This is a genomic window from Ulvibacterium sp., assembly GCF_028285715.1.
Lineage (GTDB): Bacteria > Bacteroidota > Bacteroidia > Flavobacteriales > Flavobacteriaceae > Ulvibacterium.
The window spans coordinates 783366-805143 of record NZ_JANQOO010000017.1 but is presented as its reverse complement, the minus strand read 5'-3'; the positions used below and the strand labels follow the sequence as shown (position 1 = coordinate 805143).

Sequence of the window (21778 nt, the reverse complement as noted above, 5' to 3'; positions counted from 1 at the left end):
GGCACAAAAACCAAGACTATTGCAACAGGTTACGATTCACTTTGCCTATGCAAGTAGATTTGCATGTACAACATAGTAGACATTTTTTGCGCTCTATTTTTGGCGATCCACGCCGTTTCCCCTTCAAATAGTTCATCCAGGGTTTCGAACCAGAGGTTGAGCCATAATCCAAAATGTTCAGGGGTAATGATCCGGCCCATTTTTGCATCTACTCCTTGATGCGCGGTCACGGGATTACCGTGATACTTTCGCTTTAGGAAAAGCTGGGTCTCCCAGAAATCGGTAAGAAGATTTAAATGGTCTTCCCAGTCGGTAATAATCGCATTAAAAATGGGCCCAAGTATTTCATGGGCCCGTATTTTGTCATAAAATGACCTGACCAAAAAATACACATCTTTTCTGGTTTGTATATTCTTTTTTGCCACAGGCCAATATAGGGGTTCCTATCGTTCGAACCTATCAAAGGCTGCTTTGGACAATTCTTCCCTATGCTCCGGATGGGCAATGGAGATCAAAGCCTTGGCGCGTTGATACAAGTTCTTTCCATAAAGATTCACGACACCATACTCCGTAGCCACATGGTGTACGTGTGCCCTCGTGGTAGTAACCCCGGCCCCTTCCTTTAAAGCGGGAGTAATCTTTGAAATGCCTTTTGGTGTTACGGAGGATATGGCAAAAATGGGTTTTCCGCCTTCCGATAGGGATGCTCCGCGAATAAAATCCATTTGACCTCCTACCCCCGAAAAATGCCGGTAACCTATACTATCCGCGCAAACCTGTCCTGTAAGGTCAATTTCAATGGCACTGTTAATTGCCGTTACCTTAGGATTTTTTCGAATCAAGGCGGTATCATTGGTAAAGGCCGCTTCTTTAAAGTGAACTGAGGGATTATCATCGATAAAGTCATACAACTTTTGGGAACCTGCAGCAAAAGAAGTCACAATTTTTCCGGTTTTTAATGCTTTTTCCTCACCTGTAATTACTCCTTTTTCTACCAAAGGCAAGATACCATCGGAAAACATTTCTGTGTGTATGCCCAGTCTCCTATGATTTTGGAGGTTGGCCAATACGGCATTGGGAATATTGCCAATGCCCAATTGCAAGGTGGCACCATCTTCTATGAGATCGGCTACATGTTTGCCTATCATATGATCCGTTTCGGATAGCTCAGTGGGTTCATAGGTATGTATGGGCATATCCACTTCCACGGCAAAATCAATATTGCTAATATGAATAATACCGTCTCCATGCGTACGGGGGACTTGGGGGTTTATTTGGGCCAGCACTTTTTTGGCCGTCTGAATGGCCGGTAGGGCCACGTCTACGGAAACACCCAAGGAACAATAACCGTGCCTATCAGGTGGGGATACCTGAACAATGGCAACGTCCAAGGGCAAAATATTCTTCCTAAAGAGCAACTGGATTTCACTAAGAAAAATAGGGATATAATCTCCTTGATTGGTGTTAACCGCCTTTCTGACATTGCCGCCGACAAAACAACTGTTTATTTTAAAGGCCTTATTATACGGAGGGAGTGCATATTTGACCTCTCCGTCCGTGTGAATGGAGATGATTTCCACATTCTCCAGTTCGGTGTAGCGCTCCTCGCAAAGGGCATTGATCAAGGTGTTAGGGGTCATTGCCGCACCTTGCACAAAAACTCGGTCTCCCGGTTTTACATAGGATGCAGCTTTTTCTATAGAAACTATTTTCATATGGGCTAAAATTTATAGTACAAAGTTCTTAAGGAAGGCAGGAACTAAACATGATATAACTCATAGTTTGGCCAAGGGTAACCTTTTCTTCATATTGGTAGAGCTCAATGGACATTTTTAAACTAGTCATGACACTCTATCTCGGCCGTAACCATATCCTGCACAGGTTCGGGTGAAATATAGGGTATTCCCAATCCCATTCCCCGGAGGATGAAGAACAGACCGATTACCACCACAAACGCGGGAATCAATTTCTGAACACGATGCCGTATGGTCCCTTTTAGAAATCCGCTGAAGTATATGGCCGAAGTCATTAAAGGAACGGTCCCCAATCCGAACAACATCATGTATACAGAACCTTCCCAGGCACTACCCATGGCAATTGCACCAAATAATGCCATATAGACCAATCCACAGGGTAAGAATCCATTTAGGAATCCAATAGTCAAAAAAGTATCCGGGGTTTTCTTTTTCAATTCTTGACCCAGTCGATTTTTTACCTTGGAAATTACTTTGTAAATGGGCTTGGAAAGATGATAGGAGTTTAAGGCTTTGGCGGGAATAAGTACGAGAATAATCATTAACAGACCGACCCCTATGGATAGCTTTTGTTGCATTCCAAAGATGTATAGACCCCTGCCCAACAACCCGAACACCAGACCGATTAACGCATAGGAGAGCAATCTTCCGAAATGATACAGGGATACCTGAAAAAGTTTTTTAAGATTACTATTTCTATCCACCGGTAGCATAAAGGCAATGGGGCCACACATCCCAATACAGTGTAAGCTTCCCATAAGTCCTAGTATGATTGCCGATAGTAACATTTCTAAGGTATATGACCGGAGACGTGAGACATGGGACGTAAGATATAGGACAATATCCAAATATCTGGTATCTAACGTCTAACATCTGTTTAATACGTTATACTTTCTTTATGCAAAAATTCCTTTCCATTATATTGCCAAATAATCTTAATGTCCCAGCGACCATCCAACAAACGTTTGTCAGGTATGAGCAAATGTGCATTGGATAAACTTACGGATAAGTTAAAATCCAGGTGTTTATTGGATGGTCTATATAGGGACACTGTTCCTTGTATATTTTGTCCTTCAAGATTTTTTGGAAACTTCAATAAAAGGCCTTTGTTCGTTTTTTCTATTTTAATCGGGTCGGCCAAATTCTTGGCATTGGTCTCGGCATCAATTTCCTTCTGATAGGTCAACTCCTGTTTGTAATACTCTTCAGTGACCAAGTCATGATTGGCCTTATTGTCCATGTTCATCCGTACTACAAAAAATAGGATAAATCCAATGAATCCAATGAATGCCAATACAATACCTGTTCCCCAATTAATTTTCATAATCGATATTTTTTTACCGAATCGTTTTAGTTAAAGCTCCTCGGTGCCAAAAAACGTGCCGTGGTCGTTTCAATAAGTTCACTCCCGCTGTAAACACCAATTTTCAACTTATCCTTATCACCTTCCAGGGCGGCGTTGTTTATTTCAATAAACAGTGTGCCTTCTGCCAAATCCTGAGCGGGGACCTCAAAGTTCTCATGCCGTACCAGTTCTATTTTTCCCTGATGGGATAAAAGTTTAAAACTTACGTCGCCAATACTTTTTGTGGTCTTGTTCACCAATTTATAGGTATAGACGTTACTGATTATATTATTATCCTTTCGCTCGTATAGCTGTCCTGGCAACCGTAGAATGTTTGCCTCCAGATCGTTTCTCAAAAAGAGCATCCCTATCAGTACTCCTGTCAAAATGGTCAAAACTGCGGTATATCCCTTTAATCTAGGGTTGAATTTAAATTTTTCCTTTTTTACGATTTCATCCTCACTGGCATATCGGATAAGTCCCTTAGGAAGGTTAACTTTTTCCATAATTGTATCGCATTCATCGATACAGGCCGTGCAGTTAACACACTCAAGCTGTGTTCCGTTTCTAATGTCTATTCCAGTGGGGCATACCACTACGCATTGATTGCAATCGATACAGTCTCCATGGCCCAATGCTTTTCGATCTTCGTTCTTGCGCCATTTTTTTCGTCCGTTTTCTGCTTCCCCACGTTTGTGATCATAGGCCACCACAATGGATTTATTGTCCAACAACACCCCCTGCATCCTCCCATACGGACAAGCGATAATACACACCTGTTCCCGAAACCAAGCAAATACAAAATAAAAGACTGCCGTAAAGATCAATAATGAAACCAAGGTGCTTACATGTTGCAAAGGCCCGTCAGTGATATATTGGATCAATCTATCGCTTCCAATCAGATAGGCCAAAAAAACGTTGGCTATGAGAAAGGATATCAGAAAAAAAACAGTCCATTTTAAGACCCGCTTCCTGATTTTTTCTCCATTCCAGGGCTGTCGGTCCAGTCTTATTTGAGCACCGCGATCACCATCTATCCAGTACTCGATACGCCGGAAGACCATTTCCATAAAAATCGTCTGCGGACACATCCATCCACAGAAAATACGTCCAAAGGCTACGGTAAACAGGGCAATGAATATGACTCCGATAATCATTGAAATCACAAACAGATGAAAGTCCTGCGGCCAAAAAGGGAAACCAAAAATATTAAAACGGCGTTCCAGTACATTGAACATCAAAAACTGATTGCCATCAATTTTAAGAAACGGAGAGGCAAATAAAAAGGCCAAAAGAAAATAACTCACATACTTGCGGTAGGCGTAGAACTTTCCACTGGGCTTTTTTGGAAATACCCAAGCCCGCTTGCCTTCTTCATTGATGGTGCCTATGCTGTCCCTAAAATTTTCTTGGTCCTGTGCCATCTTACACCGCTTTCGTATCCCACCTCGCTTCCATACTATTGGGGGGATTCATATCTCTATAGTATCCGTAACTTAAAATATCTCTAGTTGACGGCCACTGTTGTGGAGTCCGTTTCTATGGTTACCGAGTCTTTTGATTGCTCTGGAAGTTCCATGGCCGGGGCATCCGGGTCGATCCAAATATCCCCTTCCGGAGCTTTTGGATTTGCCGGAGTTGTACCTTGGAAGGTCAATAGATAACTCGCCACCTGGGCCATTTCCGCAGGTTTGAGTACATTTTTCCAGGCCACCATACCTTTACCGTCCCGTCCCCCTTCTGAAATGGTATTGAACACATTTTTGATACCACCTCCAAGAATCCAATTTTGATCGGTTAGGTTAGGGCCTATTCCGCCGCCGCCATCCGCCATATGGCAAGCAACACAATTGGTCTCAAAAATGGTCTTGCCTGCGCTTAGGTCAGAGGCATCCGTTAATAGCTCCACGGTATTGACATCCACCAAATCCTTAGCGGTTTTCTTATACTCTTCTATTTGGGCTTCGGCCAAGGCAACTTCGGTAGTATATTCCTCATCCTGGGTGTAATCCCCAAAAACATGGAAACGGGCAAGATATATTACGCCAAAAACGATAGTGGCGTAGAACATCCAGACCCACCAGGGTGGTAACTTGTTGTCCAACTCCCGGATACCATCATAGTTATGGTCCAAAATAATCTCGCCTTCTGCCTCAATAGGTTTGGAGCCCAATGATCTTTGGTACATTTTTTTACCCCATTTCCACTCCCATCTTTTGGCCTTGGCGGCAAGGTAACGTTCCTTGCCTTCCTCGTTAAGGGTTTGGAACATTACATTTTCTATGGATTGAAGTATTAATTCTATTCCGATCAATATCAGTAATACCATCAGCATAAAGAACTGGGTAATGGGATATTCAATGATTGCAGGTTTATCCCCGGAATCAATGAAATATTCCATCAATCCAAAAATGAGGAAAAAAACTACGGGGATACGGATCCACCATGGTGACATATTTCTCATAATACTTCTTCTTTAGGTTGATTATCTTTTTCCAAGGGCAATTCGCTTACCTCTTTGATATAGTCTTTTCCTGCGGTAAATACCCACCAGAAGAGCAGGGTAAAAAAGACAAAGAAGATAAGTAGCGAAATCATGGGATAGGTGGCAATGCCTTCTATACTTTCCATATGGTTTTTTACAAATTTCAACATGGCCTTATTATTTATTTTCTGATAGTAATCCGTCGGTTTCCTTTACTTTAATATCCGTTCCCAATCTCTGTAGATAGGCGATCATGGCAACAATCTCACGGTCTTTCATTTCTACAAATTCCTGTCCGTTTTCCTGGGCACGTTTTTTAGATGCCTCATAACTGGCCACAAAATCTGGATCGGAATATAGGTTCTTTTCGATTTGGCTTGCCTGTTCTTCCATGGCTTGCGGTGCATTGGCAATATCCTCCTCGGTGTACGGTACCCCTAAGCTTACCATAGCTTCCATCTTATCCTGTACGGCACTTCGGTCGTGCTCGTTATTTATAAGCCATTGGTAAGCGGGCATTATGGATCCCGATGAGGTACTTTGGGGATCGTACATATGGTTAAAGTGCCAGTTATCCGAATATTTTCCGCCGACACGAAGTAAATCCGGTCCGGTACGTTTGCTGCCCCAAAGGAAGGGGTGGTCATACACGAATTCCCCTGCTTTGGCATACTCACCATAACGTTCCACCTCGCTTCGGAAAGGACGTATCATTTGTGAATGGCAGCCCACACATCCCTCTCGTATATAAAGATCCCGGCCTTCCAATTCCAAAGGAGTATAGGGTTTTACACTGGTAATGGTCGGGATGTTCGATTTTACCAAAATGGTAGGTACAATCTGGATAATACCACCGATCAGGATAGCCACTGTGGCCAAGATGGTCAATTGTATCGGCTTGCGCTCCAACCAGGTATGGAAAGTCTCGCCGGCGGTCCTCCTTTTGGAAACCCGTGTCAAGGCCGCAGCTTCTGCAAGTTCATCTTCTACTTTGCTACCTGATTTTATAGTGACGACCACGTTATAGACCATCACTATGGCTCCCACAATATATAAGGTTCCCCCAATGGCACGCATCCAATACATGGGGATGATTTCATTTACGGTTTCCAAGAAATTTCCATAGACCAAGGTACCGTCTGGATTGAAATCCTTCCACATCAATGCCTGGGTAAATCCGGCAACGTACATGGGCAATGCATATAGAATGATACCCAAGGTGCCTATCCAGAAATGAAAATTGGCCAAGGGAGTGGAATGCAATCTTGTCTTGAACATTTTGGGAACCAACCAATAGATCATACCAAAGGTTAGAAAGCCATTCCAGGCCAATGCACCGACATGGACATGGGCAATGATCCAGTCGCTGAAATGGGCAATGGCATTTACGTTCTTCAGGGATAGCATAGGTCCCTCAAATGTGGCCATACCGTAGCCCGTAATTGCTACCACCATGAACTTAAGCGTGGGATCGGTACGTACCTTGTCCCATGCCCCTCGTAGCGTCAATAATCCGTTAATCATACCACCCCAGGATGGTGCAATCAACATTACAGAAAAGGCAACGCCCAAATTCTGAGCCCAATCTGGCAAAGCAGAGTACAATAAGTGGTGTGGTCCAGCCCAGATATAGATGAATATCAAGGACCAGAAGTGTACTATGGATAGTCTATAGGAATAGATGGGCCTGTTCGCGGCCTTAGGTACAAAGTAATACATGAGTCCAAGGAACGGGGTAGTTAAGAAAAATGCCACGGCATTGTGCCCATACCACCACTGGACCAGGGCATCCTGGACCCCGGCATACACAGAATAACTTTTTAAAGCGCTTATGGGGAGTTCAAGGCTATTGAAAATATGAAGTACGGCAACGGTTACGAAAGTAGCCACATAGAACCAAATGGCTACATAGAGATGGCGCTGCCTCCTTTTGATCATGGTTCCTATAAGGTTTACCCCAAAAGCGACCCAAACCAGGGCAATGGCAATATCTATAGGCCATTCCAACTCAGCATATTCCTTAGAGGTAGTATAACCCAAGGGTAGGGTAATAGCAGCTGCTACAATGATCAATTGCCATCCCCAAAAATTGAAATTACTTAGAAAATCATTAAACATCCTCGCCTTGAGCAAACGTTGGGTAGAATAGTAGACCCCGGCGAAAATGGCATTACCAACAAAGGCGAAGATTACCGCGTTGGTATGTAATGGTCGTAAACGACCAAAACTTAACCATGAGATACCATCGGTCAAGTTGGGGAATAGGAACATAAAGGCCAATATCAGCCCTACCAGAAAACCTACTATTCCCCACAACATTGTTGCATAGAGGAATTTTTTTACGATTTTATTATCGTAGTAAAACTGCTGTACTTCCATAATGACTACTGATTTATTTTGGTTGATTTATCCAATTTTAGTTCACCTTTTGATTTTTCTCCGTCCATCGATGTGGGCTTAACCAATTCATCCTCAAAAAGCATACGTACCGATGGGGTATAGGAATCATCGTACTGACCACTCTTGACCGAAACAATAAATGCCGTGAAAAAGATGACCGCAACAACAATGCTTATGGCCAACAATACATATATTACACTCATACCTTACCTGAATTCTGGCGTAAAACTAAGTTGAGCCCTAGCCATAGAAAATGATATTTATCAGGTTTTAATTTAATTTCCTTTTTTTGCCCTGATACTTGCAAAAAGGAATAGTCTATTACTTTAACCTTCGGCCCAATACATTCGTCATTACCGTTGTAAATAGCACGATACTAATTGAGCTCAATGGCATCAAAATGGCCGCTATAACAGGTTGCAATTGTCCCGTTACCGCAAAATAGAGTCCCACTACATTATATAACAGGGACAATACAAAACTAAGTTTGATTATTTTCATGGCTTTTTTGGAGGCCAATATGTACTGATATAACTGCCGGAACTTGGTAGCATCCAAGATACCGTCGCAAGCAGGGGAGAACACGTTTACGTTTTCGGAGACGGCCACGCCTACATCGCTTTGGGCCAAGGCCCCCGCATCATTTAACCCGTCGCCGACCATCATCACTTTTTCACCTTGCTCCTGCAGGGATTTAATGAATTGGAGCTTGTCCTTCGGCTTTTGGTCAAAGTATAAAGGTACTAATTTAGGTAACAGTTTTTCCAAACGCGTTTTTTCACCTTCATTGTCTCCGGAGAGAATGGCCAATTTCAAATCTGCGGACATGGTCTTGAAAAGTTCGGGCACCCCCTCCCGATACATGTTATGGAAAACATAGCGCCCTTTGTAGCTCTCATTGCTACTTACATGTACGGATGTATTCAACTCATTAGTCGATGATTCCGCACCTACAAAATCTGCCGATCCGACTTTTATGTGGTTGTTATCCTTGCTCCCTTCCAGACCTTTGCCCAAGTGTTCCTCATACTCGTCCAGGGGAACAATGTTATTTTCCGCTAGAATGTCGTACAATGCACGACTAAGCGGGTGGTTGGAGGCCCGTAAGGTGTTCTTCAATAACGATTCTTCCGCTACGGTCAAGGGCATACCCTCATAGCTGGCCGTGGTCTTCTGCGTCGTGGTAATGGTTCCTGTCTTATCAAAGATGGCGGCACTAATTCTGGCCAATCGTTCTATGGCCTGGGTATCCTTTACATAGAATTTTTTACGACCAAAGATACGCAACATGTTTCCCAAAGTAAATGGTGCGGCCAAAGCAATGGCACATGGGCAAGCAATAATTAGAACGGCCGTAAAAACATTCAGGGCCTTGCTGGGATCATAATAGAGCCAAAAGGCCGTAGCTATGGATGCAATGGTCAACACGGCCAAAGTAAATCTTTTTCCGATGCTATCCGTTAGTGTCCTGAACCTACTTGGTCTATCCTTTTGAAATACGGTATTGCTCCAAAGCTGGGTGAGGTAACTCTGCGAGACGGATTTTAGGACCTCCATCTCTATAGCACCGTTCAATTGCTTTCCTCCGGCAAAAATCTTGTCCCCGGATATTTTGCGAACAGGTTCCGATTCGCCGGTAACAAAACTGTAATCTATTTGGGCCTCACCGTTTATGAGAATACCATCTGCTGGAACAAGTTCTTGGTTCCGAATAAGCAACCTATCCCCCCGTTTAATTTTATATACCTGAACGGACTCCTCATCTCCATTAGGGCTTATACGGGTAATGGCTATGGGGAAATACGATTTGTAATCCCGTTCAAAGGAAAGAAAGGAATAGGTTTTCTGCTGGAAGAACTTTCCGAGTAAAAGGAAGAAGACAAGCCCTGTAAGGCTATCGAAGAAACCGCTTCCGAAATCGAAAATGATTTCAAAAGTACTGCGCAGAAAAAGAACCAAAATGCCTAAGGCAATGGGGACATCAATGTTTAACAAACGACTTCGCAATCCCTTATAGGCCGATATAAAATAGTCCCGGCCCGCATAAAACACCACGGGTAAAGAGAAGACGAACATCAACCAACGGAAGAGATGTTTGTATCGTTCCAGCCAAAACTCTTCGGTTGCCGATCCGTCCAGGTGCAAATCAAAATATTCCGGAAAGGAAAGGAACATTACATTTCCGAAAGCAAAACCGGCAACTCCGAGTTTGTAGATGAGGCTTCGGTCTACTTTCTTTTTGCCGTTGTCGTAATCCTCCAGCGAAATATAAGGCTCATATCCAATACGTGCTAAAAGGACGACCAGCTCCTTTAAAGAAAATTCTACGGTGGTATAGGTTATGCGCACTGTCTTTTTGGGAAAATCCACCTGTGCAGCAGTTATGGAAGGGTGGAGCTTGTTCAGATTCTCCAGTACCCAAATACAGGAACTACAATGGATATGGGGAATATATAAGGTGATGACCTGGACATCGTTTTCACAGAACTCTGTCAGTCTTTCAACAATAGCAGCAGTATCCAAAAAATCGTACTTTCCTTCAATCTCTTTTGGAGTGGCCCCAGCAGCTGATTGTAGGTCGTAGTAATAGGATAGGTCGTTGCTAGAAAAAATTTCGTATACAGTCTTGCAACCGTTACAACAAAAGTCTTTTTCATCGAACTTTATGGATGTAGCGCCACATGGGTCACCACAGTGATAACACTTTGTCGTTTCCATTCACATTTGCTTACTATACCTTTTGCAAATATTTGCAAGTTTTGCCAACACAGATATGATAATTGTCAGCTTTTCAATATTTTTATACAATTTTCGTAACAATTCAATAAAGATGAGGTATGGACAATGAGGAGCTTGAAAGTAGGTGTGAACAATGTATCATACGCCAGTTTAATGCGTTACGCGCCATGAGCAAGGAGGAACTGAAAAAGGTATCCGATTCCAAAACTACGAGAAAAATAAAAAAAGGGGAATCCATTTTTGAGGAGGGAGATAAACTCAACGGTGTATTTTGTGTTAGAAATGGGGTGTCAAAGCTTTCCAAGCTAAGCGCCAATGGCAAGGATCAGATTGTTAAACTGGCAACCCGAGGAGAGGTAATGGGGCAACGATCTGTAATAGCCGAGGAACATTCCAATCTAAGTGCTGTAGCGGTAAACGATATGGAAGTATGCTTTATTCCCAAAGATAGTATAGTCCATACCTTGAAGTCCAATCCCGACTTCACCGTGGAGGTGCTGCGTCATATGGCCCATGACTTACGGGAGGCCGACGATGTTATCGTGAATATGAGCCAAAAGACCGTAAAGCAGCGGGTAGCCGAAGCCTTCCTATACCTTAAGAATAACTTTGGGGAGGACAAGGAAGGGTTTTTGCAATTGACCCTTTCCCGTGAGGATATTGCTAATGTGGTAGGGACCGCAACGGAAAGCTGTATCCGTATTATCTCTGAATTCAGAAAGAAAGGATTCCTTAAAACCTCAGGAAAGAAAATCGGTATTGCCGATGAGCGTAAACTTCAGGATTTAGTGGAAGGCTTTTAAAAACTGACATATATCATAGTTTGGGCCTATGTACAGGATTAATTTTACCTTGTACAATTAGACTCCGATCTATGAAAAGTATATTATTACCTACCGATTTTTCCGATAATGCGTGGAATGCCACGCAGTATGCCATGGAGCTCTTTAAGGATGAAGAATGTGTTTTTCATTTGCTTAATACATATACGCCCGCAATTGCCAATAGTAGATTTATGGCGGCTACACTTGATGCCGGTAATTTAGGGGATGGGGCACACGTCTGTTCCGAGAACGGGCTACAGGGCGTAGTAAAACGCATACGTGAAAACTACAGTAATCCAAAGCATAGTTTTAGAACGATATCCTCGTTTTGTTTGTTGACCGAGGAAATCAAGGAAGTTGTTGAAGAAGAAGGAATCGACTTAGTCGTCACCGGAACAAAAGGCGCTTCTGGATTGGAGGAGGTCTTTATGGGAAGCAATACGGTCCGAATCATAAAATCGGTCAAGAATTGTCCCGTTCTGGCGGTTCCACAACATTTTAAATTTGCCGCCCCGTCTGAAATTGCCTTTGCGACGGATTTCAACCGTTTTTATACGGAATCTGAGCTTATACCGCTCATTGAACTTGCAAAAACCTTTAAGGCTGCAATTCGTATTGTATACGTCCAATATGAAATCAAGGCCTTGACCGAAATTCAGCAATTTAACCTCAATATGCTAAGGAAATACCTTTCTGATGTGGAGCATTACGTGCACACAGTTTCCGAGCTCAATTCCGTGTCCAAAACCTTGGAAATGTTCGTAAATGAGTTGGACATCCACCTGTTGGCCATGCTGCATTACCAGCATAGTTATATGGAGCGGATGACCCGTGAACCTGTGGTAAAACGAATGGCCTTTCATACTCGTATACCCTTGTTGGTAATTCCGGAATTAGGCATGAGCACACCTTCCAAATATAGGAGGGAACAGGAAATGTCTATTTCCAAATGATTATGGTATAAATAAAACTGATTTTCAGTTCTTTAAAATGAGACAGTCATCAATCTCGGAAAGCCTTTTCGGGAATGGATTCATTGGAGACGCTTGCCTATAGGGTAATCCTCGTAGAAATCCTCAAACGTTTTTTCCGTATGGTAATCTTCCGTTAAGACCTTATAGACCATATAGACGATTAGGATTTGTCCTAAAACGGTCAAATAAAAGACCCAATTAAACGGGAAACCCATAGTAACCATAATAGTTACCGTAATGAGAAGTAAGGTGGTGAGTCCCACCCAAAACATAGCGGTATTTTGCATAACGACTTTTTTATTTTCAAGTTACTACAAATCTCAACGGAAGATTGTTAACGGAACGGTAAAAAAGCAAATAGGTTTCAATATGGGCTTTTTGCAATTACGGCTTCTATGTGTGTTTTGAGGTACTTCTGCCCATAAATTATCATCGCGATATCCTATTTCTTTTATCATTTTTCGGGATGGCCTGTTTTAAAGTCAAAAGACTTCGCTAACCGGCAAAAGAATATGTAATTTTGTACAAAATTGTTGCATGAATCTCCCCAAAACGGACCAAAAAAGAGTGGTCATTATAGGTGGTGGATTTGCCGGGATATCCTTGGCAAAAAAACTTAAAAATCTGGATGTGCAAGTGGTCATGATAGACAAGCACAACTACCACACCTTTCAACCTTTACTCTATCAAGTATCAACCAGTGGCCTGGAACCGGATTCCATTGCTTATCCCATTCGCAAAGTATTAAAACGTCTTAAAAATTTTCATTTTCGTTGGGCGACGGTAGAGCGTGTGGAACCACATAACAGTAGAATAAACACCAATATTGGCAGTCTCTCCTATGATTACCTCATTATTGCCACGGGAACCAAGACCAACTTCTTTGGCAATACAACCGTTGCGGAACATGCCATGGCTATGAAGAATGTACCACAAGCACTTAACATTCGGAGCTTGATGCTCCAAAATTTTGAAAAGGCCGATGATTGTGAAGATTTGGAAGAGCGAAAGGCATTGCTCAACTTTTGTATTGTGGGTGCCGGCCCAACAGGGGTTGAGTTGGCCGGAGCGTTCGCAGAATTGAAACGCCACGTATTTCCTAGGGATTACAGACATCTCAATGTAGATGAAATGGAGATATACCTCTTTGAAGGGGCCGATAGAGTTTTACCTCCAATGAGCGAACAAGCCTCCAAGAAGGCAACTAAATTTTTGGACGAATTGGGTGTGAAAATCCTTTTAAAGACCTTGGTAAAGGATTTTGACGGAGAAACTCTTACTATGAACAATGGTGAGCGCATGCGCACCAAAAATTTTATATGGACGGCAGGAGTAACAGGGGCAATTATTGAGGGTATAGATGCGTCATCCGTAATGGAAAGGCTTAATCGGTTTAAGGTTAATCGATTTAACCAAGTAAAGCATTACAAGAACATATTTGCCATAGGCGACATTGCCTATATGGAGACGGAAAACTATCCAAAGGGGCATCCCCAAGTGGCCCAACCGGCCATACAACAAGGAGAGCTTTTGGCAAAAAACCTAGGAAAACTTTTGAAAGGAAAACCCATGGAACCCTTTACGTATAACGATAAGGGAACCATGGCCACCGTTGGGAGAAACAAGGCTGTTGTAGATTTGCATCGGTTAAAATTTGGTGGATTCTTCGCATGGTTTATTTGGATGTTCGTGCATTTAATGGCTTTGGTGGGTTTCCGAAACAGGGTTATCGTGTTCTTTAACTGGGCGTACAACTACATCAATTATGACAAGGCGGCCCGACTTATCGTCAGGCCCTTTAAACCCAAAACATAAAAGACGGTAGGTTTAGTCGTTTTGTTGAAAACCTTTGCTATATTTGCAATGTTGTGTTGTGACCCATGATCATTAAGGTCTGGGCCAATGAAAGGCTTTCCATAATGGGAGGCTTTTTTTATGGACAATATCTACTTTAAAGATTTGGTGTAAACCAAAATTCTCTCAAAATCTACTTCTAGACCTACATTGTCAATCTTTTGGAAATTCAATGGATTTCCATACAAATTTCCAACGTTTGGCACATTTTTATTAAGTATAATCAGTTGATTGTCAAATGTTTTAATAACATTGCAATTCTCAAATTCAGGAGGATATACTGTGTTATTTGTTGTAATTTTAAAAGAGTTAAAAGTTAGCTGTTATGCCATTGTATCATAAATTGGGCAAGATACCCCAGAAAAGACATACTATTTTTAAAAAGGATAATGGAGACTTACATTACGAACAATTGTTCGGTACTATTGGTTTTGATGGAATGTCTTCCTTGATTTACCATTTGCATAGGCCTACACAGATCAAAACCATTGAAGAGCCCTTGGATATTACTCCCAAAGCGGCGGTGGAATACAATATAACTTCCCGATTACTAGAGGGTTTTCAGATACGACCCGAGGAGGATTACCTGGAAAGCAGGAATACAATTTTGTTCAATTCGGATGTCCATGTGGCTTTGGCTGCACCCAGAAGCTCGGTCTCGGACTATTTCTACAAAAACGCCGATGCCGATGAACTCCTTTTCGTCCACAGGGGAACAGGTACTTTAAAGACCTTTTTGGGGGAAATTCCCTTTGAATATGGGGATTACCTTTTAATCCCTAGGGGGATGATCTATCAAATTGAATTTGACGGTGCGGACAACCGATTGCTTATTGCAGAAAGCTATCATCCCATATACACACCTAAGCGTTATCGAAATTGGTTTGGGCAACATCTGGAACATTCCCCTTTTTGCGAACGGGATTTTAAGCTACCGGGGAACTTAGAGGCCTTTGATGAAAAGGGCGAGTTTTTACTAAAGATTAAGAAGCAGGGGCAATTGCACCATGTGGTTTATGCCACTCATCCCTTTGATGTAGTTGGCTGGGACGGTTATAACTATCCCTATGGATTTTCTATCCATAACTTTGAACCGATTACGGGACGGGTACACCAACCGCCCCCGGTACACCAGACTTTTGAGACCTCGGCTTTTGTGGTCTGTTCCTTTGTACCGCGATTGTATGACTATCATCCGGAGGCGATTCCGGCCCCCTACAACCATTCGAATATCGATTCCGATGAGGTGCTTTACTATGTTGATGGGGATTTTGTGAGCCGCAAGAACATTGATAAGGGATATATTTCCCTCCACCCCGCCGGTATTCCCCATGGGCCACATCCAGGTACCTATGAAGCCAGTATCGGTAAGACCAAGACCGAGGAACTGGCCGTGATGATAGATACCTTTAAACCATTGCAATTAACACAAACCGCTTTGGATATTGATGATGGGAAGTATTATAAGAGCTGGTTGGAATAGCCAATTGACTAGCCTAGCTGTCGCGTAATGTAATGGACTAGTGATGCAGCTAATTTAGCCGTACGATTATCAATATCATATTCCGGATTCATTTCAGCAACATCCATACTAATCAATTTTTGGGATTGTAGAATTACTTTTAGACAAGCCAAAACAATACCTGGTGAAAAACCCATTGGGGAGGCCGCGCTAACCCCAGGGGCATAGGCCGATGAAAATCCGTCCAGGTCAATAGTCACATATAGGTGGTCCACCTTGGAAATAAAGGTGCTGAGTTCCTGTTCGACGGCTTTCCAATGACGAAAATCTAAGCGCTCGTTTTCAATGTATCCCACACCAAGTTTTTCAGACGTTTGGAACAAAACCGTATCGTTGGCATCCTTGCGGATTCCCAGGCACAAGTAGTTGAAATTAAGACCATCGGTCTCACAATCTTGGGCGATTTGGTAGAAAGGTGTTCCAGAATTGTTGCCGTTGGCATTACTGCGTAAATCGAAATGTGCATCAAAATTAATAATACCAATTGACTCGTGTCCATTTAAATGCTTTTTTACACCTTTATAGTGTCCATAGGCCATATCATGTCCTCCGCCCAATAGAATCGGAAATACCCCTTTCTTCAATAGTTGAGCGACTTTCAAAGAAAGTACATTTTGGGTTTCTTCCATGTCCCCATCATCACATTTTATAGATCCCGTGTCAAATAGTTTGGTATTCGGATTCAAATGGTTCGGCATTTTTCCCAATAATTTCCGAATTTCATCCGGGCCTTCTACCGCCCCTATCCTTCCTTGGTTTCGTCTTACCCCTTCATCACAGGCATAACCTAAAATCGCGATGGTTTTTGAAGTAGTGTCCGGAACGATTGAATCCAGATCCTTACATTTTATGATTTCATGCAGGTACAGGTTTTTACCGGATTTCCTCCCCGTCCATAATTCAGGGTTCGTTGGATTGTAGGTGGGCATAATTAATCGAACAATTTTTCAACTATTCCATCTTCCACCAAATAGGGTAGGGTAACCCTTAGTTTTGGGGTTCTTTCCATTTCCCATTGTATAGCAGAAAGCGCTTCCTTGTTTCGTGCCCAACTTCGTCGGGCGATACCGTTGTTTACATCATAAAACAACATATTTTGTACATTTTTTGAGGCTTCCTCGGAGCCGTCGAGCACTAGGCCAAACCCCCCATTGATAACTTCGCCCCATCCAACACCCCCTCCATTGTGGATGGAAACCCAGGTTGCGCCCCGAAAGCTGCCCCCTATAACATTATGTATGGCCATATCCGAAGTAAATTGACTTCCATCATGGATATTGCTGGTTTCTCGAAACGGAGAGTCTGTTCCACTGACATCATGATGATCCCTTCCCAAAACGATGGGTGCTGAAATCTCACCGGTTTTTATGGCACTATTAAATGCCTGCGCTATTTTTACCCTGCCTTCCGCATCGGCATAGAGGATACGAGCTTGGGAGCCCACGACCAATCGGTTCTGTTCTGCCTTGGAAATCCATTGGATATTGTCCTGCATTTGCAGCTGGATTTCCTTTGGTGCGTTCAATTTGATTTTCTTCATTTCCTCCAAGGCCAAGGCATCGGTTTTTCGAAGATCATCCGGCTTGCCCGAGGTGCATACCCATCGGAACGGTCCAAAACCATAATCAAAGCACATGGGTCCCAAGATATCCTGCACATAGCTGGGGTACTTGAAACCAATGCCGTTATCTGCTATTACCTCGGCCCCGGCACGGGAGGCCTCCAGCAAAAAGGCATTTCCATAATCAAAGAAATAGGTCCCTTTTTGGGCATGTTGATTTATAGCATTCACGTGCCGTCTAAGTGACGCCCGTACTTTCTCCTTAAAAAGTGACGGGTCTTCGGCCATTAATTGGTTGGATTCCTCAAAACTGCATCCCACCGGATAATAGCCCCCAGCCCATGGATTGTGCAAGGAGGTCTGATCCGAGCCTAAATGCACAAAAATGTTTTCCTTTAGAAAACATTCCCATACGTCCACCACATTTCCAATATAGGCCAGTGAAATGGTTTCACTATTCTTTTGGGCTTCCTTAGTACGCAAAACTAGGTAGTCCAAATTATCTACTAAAACATCCACCCAGCCTTGATCGTGCCTCTTCTTGGCAGCTACTGGATTTACTTCTGCACAGACGGTGATGCACCCCACGATGTTACCGGCTTTTGGCTGGGCGCCGCTCATACCTCCTAGCCCTGCGGTCAGGAATACTTTTCCCGCTGGGGTTTTGTCTTCTTGCAACACTTTTCGAAAAGCGTTCATGACCGTGATGGCCGTACCATGCACGATGCCCTGTGGCCCGATATACATATAAGAACCTGCCGTCATCTGTCCGTATTGGGTGACACCAAGGGCATTATATTTTTCCCAATCATCCGGTTTGGAGTAATTGGGGATCATCATGCCATTACTAACAACAACCCTAGGAGCCTCCTTAGCTGATGGAAAAAGTCCCATGGGGTGACCCGAGTACATATGCAAAGTTTGTTCTTCTGTCATCGTGGCTAAATATTGCATGGTCAAAAGGTACTGTGCCCAGTTTTGGAAAACCGCACCGTTGCCGCCGTAGGTAATCAATTCTTCGGGATGTTGCGCAACGTTGGGATCCAAATTGTTCTGGATCATCAACATGATGGCTGCCGCCTGCTTTGTTTTTGAAGGATACGCTTCGATTGGTCTGGCATACATTCCGTAGTCCGGCTTAAAACGATACATATAAATTCTACCGTAGGTCTTCAATTCTTCCGCGAATTCCTTGGAGAGCTCGGAATGCCATGCTTTGGGAAAATAGCGCAACGCATTGCGGACGGCCAATTTCTTTTCCAACAAGGATAATACATCTTTTCGCCTCGGCGCATGATTTACGTCTTTTAAATAGTTCCTTTTAGGAGGAAGTTTCGTGGGAATACCCTGAAGTATTTGTTCTTTAAAAGTCATTTTTGTCTCGTCTTGCACTTTCTCTCATGTACTTGGCATTAGCTCACCCTTCGTATTTCGTACCTTGTTCTTCAATCTTTTTGCATATCAAAAATCAATTTCCCGTTTTTCCAAACCATAGAAGGTTTTATGCTCCCCTGGTTGTAAAGGATTTCGGAGTAATCGCTAGTATGGAAAATGGCAAGATCGGCTAAACAACCTTCAGCCAACCGACCCCTATCGGATAGGTTTAGGGCCGCTGCGCCACGAATGGTTATACCTGCCAGTACTTCCGCGTTGGACAGTTTTTCAAAAGTCCCTAAAATGGCAGCTTGGGTCAATAGATTCCCCATAGGGGCCGATCCCGGGTTATGGTCACTTGCGATGGCCAATGCCCCACCCGCATCCAAGATTTTTCGGGCAGGGGCGAAATTGCAGCCCAATCCCAATGAAGCCCCTGGCAAGGCAGTAGCAATGACATTACTTTTGGCCAATAGCTCAATTTCTTTTTGGGTACTTGCCTCAAGGTGATCGGCACTTAGGGCATTGAATTGGAGGGCAACTTCACTACCACCTGTGGAAAACTGATCGGCGTGGATCGTAATATCAAAGCCCATTTCCCGTGCTTTTTTAAAATAAGGCCCGATTTGCTCGGCCGAAAATGCATTTTCCTCAATAAAGGCATCGATGCGATGGGTGAGACGCTTCTCCTTAAGTTTGGGAAAAAGAATGTTTGCGATTTCCGCCAAATAATCTTCTGCATCTCCCTCATAATCCTTGGGAAGCATATGTGCTGCCAGGCAGGTCGGTATTAAATCTATGGCAAGGATTTCGTTGGCCTCCTTTATTGCACGCAGCATTTTCAGTTCTTCATCAATGGATAACCCATAACCACTTTTGACCTCCAAGGTGGTGGTGCCATTTTGTAGATGGCGTTTGGCAAGTTGCACTGTATTTTTTACCAGCTTTTCTTTTGTGGCCTTCCGAGTCTGGGTTACTGTATCCCAAATACCTCCACCAGCCTTGGCGATTTCCAGATACGTTTTTCCCGAATTTCGCAACGCATAGTCCCTGGCTCGGGAACCTCCAAAACAGATGTGCGTATGCGCATCTACCAAACCGGGCAGGCAAACTTGATCACCCTCTAGATGAACCAATTCAATTTTGGCTTCTTCAAAACCCTTTAGTAATCGGGAAAATTTCCCGATAGAATGAATTCTATCGCCCTCAATCGAAATTCCTGCATCAGGTACAACCGTTAGTTCAGTATCGGAAATACCACCCTTTAGGGGCAATCCGGTCATTGGTACGACTTGTCTAAAAGGACCGATCAGCTTTGTAACACCTGTCATTTTAATACGTTTCAAATTCCTCGGAATACGGGGTCTCCAAGGATATATTCTTATTTTTTCGTGTCTCCTCTATAATCGAAATCAAAGACTTTGATCGTATTAATTCGATTCCAATTTCAATATCTTCTGCGAAAACTCTATCCTCCTCGGCAAAAGCCACTGCTTTACGAATCTCTTTATGTACTTCCTCCAGCAAAATACCGGATTTTAAAGGCTTTCGAAATTCAAAGGCCTGTGCAGCGGTCAGTAATTCTATGGCCAATATCTTTTCAACGTTTTCAAGGACCTGTAGTGCCTTTCTTCCAGAAATAGATCCCATGCTTACATGGTCTTCCTGTCCCAGGGATGTAGGGATGCTATCGGCACTTGCGGGAAAGCATAACCCCTTGTTTTCGCTGGCCAAAGCCGCTGCCGTATACTGCAAAATCATATAGCCCGAATTAATACCCGTATCCTCCATTAACAATTTGGGAACCCCGGAACTATTGCCTTCCAAGGCCAAATAGATTCGCCTGTCAGAAATATTGCCTAGTTCGGAAGCTGCAACACAAGCGTAATCCAAGGCCAAGGCCAAGGGTTGGCCGTGAAAATTACCTCCACTGATGGTGAGTTCCTCTTTGATAATGACCGGATTGTCCGTAACTGCATTTAGCTCTATTTCCAATAACTCCTTTAAATGTAACCAAGCATTTCTTGAAGCACCATGTACTTGTGGAATGCAACGAAGGGAATAGGGATCTTGTACCCGTTCACAATCGATATGGTCTTCCATAATTTCAGAACCTTTGAGTAATCGTTTTACTCTTTTGGCCACATGTATGTTGCCCTTAAAAGGGCGTAGGGCGTGGAGTTCATTATAAAAGGGCTTAATGGAACCCTGTAAGCCTTCGATCATCATGGCCCCAATGATATCTGCCTGGGCCAGGCATGCATGCATTTTTTCGATTACGGTAATGGCATGGGCGGCTATAAACTGTGTTCCGTTAATCAATGCCAATCCCTCTTTTGGCCCTAGTTCCAAGGCCACTAAACCCTTTTCTTTATAGAAAGTGGAAGTGTCCAAAACCTCCCCTTTATATGTTACTTTTCCCAATCCGATTAGGGGCAGGAAAAGATGGGCCAAAGGGGCCAGGTCACCGGAGGCACCCACCGAACCTTGAGAAGGAACCATAGGGATAACATCATTTTCCAAGTGCCAAAGGATTCTATTAATTGTAGTCTCCGCAATCCCGGAATACCCTTTGGCCAGAGAGTGCACCTTAAGAATCAACATTAATTTGGCGATTTCCGTATCAATCGGAGGTCCAACACCGACCGCGTGACTTTTAAGGATGTTGGATTGCAGTATTTTGGTTTCCTCCTTGGAAATGCTAGTAGTACACAATGGTCCGAACCCCGTATTGATGCCATACACCGGATGGCCCTGTTCAACGATAGCCCGAACTATCTTTTGGCTGGCCATCAGTTTAGCTCGCGATTCCTCGGAGATTTCGCCTATGATTTCACCTCTAACCAGGGCAAGTGCAATGCCCGTGGTGAGGTGTTCCAGACCAAAAAGGAATTTTTTTGATTTCGATGCCATTCGGACTATATTTCGGAACCCTAAATGTATTCA

The 21778-nt window shown here is 43.3% G+C and carries 19 protein-coding genes; 4 read left to right on the top strand and 15 right to left on the bottom strand.

Translation table 11 applies throughout. The annotated features are described in order from the left end of the window. Positions 1-29 precede the first annotated feature (29 nt). The 10 genes from Q0993_RS10575 to Q0993_RS10530 form a co-directional block, all read right to left on the bottom strand. On the bottom strand, positions 30-425 hold the full coding sequence (locus Q0993_RS10575; RefSeq protein ID WP_299532658.1) for a group III truncated hemoglobin: 396 nt from the start codon (positions 423-425) through the stop codon (positions 30-32). Positions 426-443: 18 nt separating this feature from the next. Further along, positions 444-1715 carry an acetyl-CoA hydrolase/transferase C-terminal domain-containing protein gene (locus Q0993_RS10570; protein WP_299532656.1) on the bottom strand — a complete coding sequence of 424 codons (1272 nt, stop codon included), beginning with the start codon at positions 1713-1715 and terminating at the stop codon, positions 444-446. Positions 1716-1837: 122 nt separating this feature from the next. Next, positions 1838-2542, bottom strand: a complete 705-nt coding sequence (locus tag Q0993_RS10565; RefSeq protein WP_299532654.1) for a sulfite exporter TauE/SafE family protein — start codon at positions 2540-2542, stop codon at positions 1838-1840. 89 nt (positions 2543-2631) lie between these two features. Continuing rightward, positions 2632-3078 (bottom strand): FixH family protein, encoded by a 447-nt coding sequence (locus Q0993_RS10560; protein ID WP_299532652.1) that lies wholly within the window; start codon positions 3076-3078, stop codon positions 2632-2634. A gap of 26 nt (positions 3079-3104) precedes the next feature. Beyond that, complete coding sequence (gene ccoG / locus Q0993_RS10555) at positions 3105-4523, bottom strand: cytochrome c oxidase accessory protein CcoG (RefSeq protein WP_299532650.1); 1419 nt, start codon at positions 4521-4523, stop codon at positions 3105-3107. Positions 4524-4606: 83 nt separating this feature from the next. Next, positions 4607-5563: a cbb3-type cytochrome c oxidase N-terminal domain-containing protein gene (locus tag Q0993_RS10550; protein ID WP_299532648.1), complete on the bottom strand. Its 957-nt coding sequence runs from the start codon at positions 5561-5563 to the stop codon at positions 4607-4609. Further along, positions 5560-5754, bottom strand: coding sequence for a CcoQ/FixQ family Cbb3-type cytochrome c oxidase assembly chaperone (locus tag Q0993_RS10545; protein WP_299532645.1), 195 nt, complete (start codon positions 5752-5754; stop codon positions 5560-5562). Before Q0993_RS10545 ends, Q0993_RS10550 begins: the two co-directional genes overlap by 4 nt. 7 nt (positions 5755-5761) lie before the next feature. Then, positions 5762-7963 carry a cytochrome-c oxidase, cbb3-type subunit I gene (ccoN, locus tag Q0993_RS10540; RefSeq protein ID WP_299532642.1) on the bottom strand — a complete coding sequence of 734 codons (2202 nt, stop codon included), beginning with the start codon at positions 7961-7963 and terminating at the stop codon, positions 5762-5764. 5 nt (positions 7964-7968) lie between these two features. Continuing rightward, a complete protein-coding gene (gene ccoS / locus Q0993_RS10535) occupies positions 7969-8187 on the bottom strand; it encodes a cbb3-type cytochrome oxidase assembly protein CcoS (RefSeq protein WP_299532640.1) in 219 nt (72 codons plus the stop codon). A gap of 118 nt (positions 8188-8305) precedes the next feature. After that, positions 8306-10702, bottom strand: coding sequence for a heavy metal translocating P-type ATPase metal-binding domain-containing protein (locus Q0993_RS10530; protein WP_299532638.1), 2397 nt, complete (start codon positions 10700-10702; stop codon positions 8306-8308). A 119-nt stretch (positions 10703-10821) separates the two neighbouring features. On the opposite strand from Q0993_RS10530, the gene Q0993_RS10525 reads away from it, so the two are divergent. Continuing rightward, a complete protein-coding gene (locus Q0993_RS10525; RefSeq protein ID WP_299532636.1) occupies positions 10822-11526 on the top strand; it encodes a Crp/Fnr family transcriptional regulator in 705 nt (234 codons plus the stop codon). A gap of 71 nt (positions 11527-11597) precedes the next feature. Further along, complete coding sequence (locus Q0993_RS10520) at positions 11598-12500, top strand: universal stress protein (protein WP_299532633.1); 903 nt, start codon at positions 11598-11600, stop codon at positions 12498-12500. 80 nt (positions 12501-12580) lie between these two features. Here Q0993_RS10520 and Q0993_RS10515 read toward each other — a convergent pair whose 3' ends face one another. Continuing rightward, a complete protein-coding gene (locus tag Q0993_RS10515) occupies positions 12581-12808 on the bottom strand; it encodes a hypothetical protein (RefSeq protein WP_299532630.1) in 228 nt (75 codons plus the stop codon). A 250-nt stretch (positions 12809-13058) separates the two neighbouring features. On the opposite strand from Q0993_RS10515, the gene Q0993_RS10510 reads away from it, so the two are divergent. Together Q0993_RS10510 and Q0993_RS10505 are read left to right on the top strand one after the other, a co-directional pair. After that, positions 13059-14336, top strand: a complete 1278-nt coding sequence (locus Q0993_RS10510) for an NAD(P)/FAD-dependent oxidoreductase (protein ID WP_299532628.1) — start codon at positions 13059-13061, stop codon at positions 14334-14336. A gap of 364 nt (positions 14337-14700) precedes the next feature. Continuing rightward, positions 14701-15858, top strand: coding sequence for a homogentisate 1,2-dioxygenase (locus tag Q0993_RS10505; RefSeq protein WP_299532625.1), 1158 nt, complete (start codon positions 14701-14703; stop codon positions 15856-15858). Positions 15859-15866: 8 nt separating this feature from the next. Here the strand turns inward: Q0993_RS10505 and hutG are convergent, their stop codons facing one another. The 4 genes from hutG to hutH form a co-directional block, all read right to left on the bottom strand. Continuing rightward, entirely contained in the window at positions 15867-16826 is a 960-nt protein-coding gene (gene hutG, locus Q0993_RS10500; RefSeq protein WP_299532622.1) for a formimidoylglutamase, read from the bottom strand. 2 nt (positions 16827-16828) lie between these two features. Beyond that, a complete protein-coding gene (locus tag Q0993_RS10495; protein WP_299532620.1) occupies positions 16829-18832 on the bottom strand; it encodes a urocanate hydratase in 2004 nt (667 codons plus the stop codon). Between the two features lie 71 nt (positions 18833-18903). Then, entirely contained in the window at positions 18904-20163 is a 1260-nt protein-coding gene (gene hutI, locus Q0993_RS10490) for an imidazolonepropionase (protein WP_299532617.1), read from the bottom strand. A gap of 1 nt (position 20164) precedes the next feature. Beyond that, positions 20165-21745, bottom strand: coding sequence for a histidine ammonia-lyase (gene hutH, locus Q0993_RS10485; RefSeq protein WP_299532615.1), 1581 nt, complete (start codon positions 21743-21745; stop codon positions 20165-20167). Positions 21746-21778: the final 33 nt, after the last annotated feature.

Coding starts and splice junctions, on each gene's coding strand:
- Q0993_RS10570 (WP_299532656.1), bottom strand. CDS start 1,715: ATGAAAATAGTTTCTATAGAAAAAGCTGCATCCTATGTAAAACCGGGA.
- Q0993_RS10565 (WP_299532654.1), bottom strand. CDS start 2,542: ATGTTACTATCGGCAATCATACTAGGACTTATGGGAAGCTTACACTGT.
- Q0993_RS10560 (WP_299532652.1), bottom strand. CDS start 3,078: ATGAAAATTAATTGGGGAACAGGTATTGTATTGGCATTCATTGGATTC.
- ccoG (WP_299532650.1), bottom strand. CDS start 4,523: ATGGCACAGGACCAAGAAAATTTTAGGGACAGCATAGGCACCATCAAT.
- Q0993_RS10550 (WP_299532648.1), bottom strand. CDS start 5,563: ATGAGAAATATGTCACCATGGTGGATCCGTATCCCCGTAGTTTTTTTC.
- Q0993_RS10545 (WP_299532645.1), bottom strand. CDS start 5,754: ATGTTGAAATTTGTAAAAAACCATATGGAAAGTATAGAAGGCATTGCC.
- ccoN (WP_299532642.1), bottom strand. CDS start 7,963: ATGGAAGTACAGCAGTTTTACTACGATAATAAAATCGTAAAAAAATTC.
- ccoS (WP_299532640.1), bottom strand. CDS start 8,187: ATGAGTGTAATATATGTATTGTTGGCCATAAGCATTGTTGTTGCGGTC.
- Q0993_RS10530 (WP_299532638.1), bottom strand. CDS start 10,702: ATGGAAACGACAAAGTGTTATCACTGTGGTGACCCATGTGGCGCTACA.
- Q0993_RS10525 (WP_299532636.1), top strand. CDS start 10,822: ATGGACAATGAGGAGCTTGAAAGTAGGTGTGAACAATGTATCATACGC.
- Q0993_RS10520 (WP_299532633.1), top strand. CDS start 11,598: ATGAAAAGTATATTATTACCTACCGATTTTTCCGATAATGCGTGGAAT.
- Q0993_RS10515 (WP_299532630.1), bottom strand. CDS start 12,808: ATGCAAAATACCGCTATGTTTTGGGTGGGACTCACCACCTTACTTCTC.
- Q0993_RS10510 (WP_299532628.1), top strand. CDS start 13,059: ATGAATCTCCCCAAAACGGACCAAAAAAGAGTGGTCATTATAGGTGGT.
- Q0993_RS10505 (WP_299532625.1), top strand. CDS start 14,701: ATGCCATTGTATCATAAATTGGGCAAGATACCCCAGAAAAGACATACT.
- hutG (WP_299532622.1), bottom strand. CDS start 16,826: ATGCCCACCTACAATCCAACGAACCCTGAATTATGGACGGGGAGGAAA.
- Q0993_RS10495 (WP_299532620.1), bottom strand. CDS start 18,832: ATGACTTTTAAAGAACAAATACTTCAGGGTATTCCCACGAAACTTCCT.
- hutI (WP_299532617.1), bottom strand. CDS start 20,163: ATGACAGGTGTTACAAAGCTGATCGGTCCTTTTAGACAAGTCGTACCA.
- hutH (WP_299532615.1), bottom strand. CDS start 21,745: ATGGCATCGAAATCAAAAAAATTCCTTTTTGGTCTGGAACACCTCACC.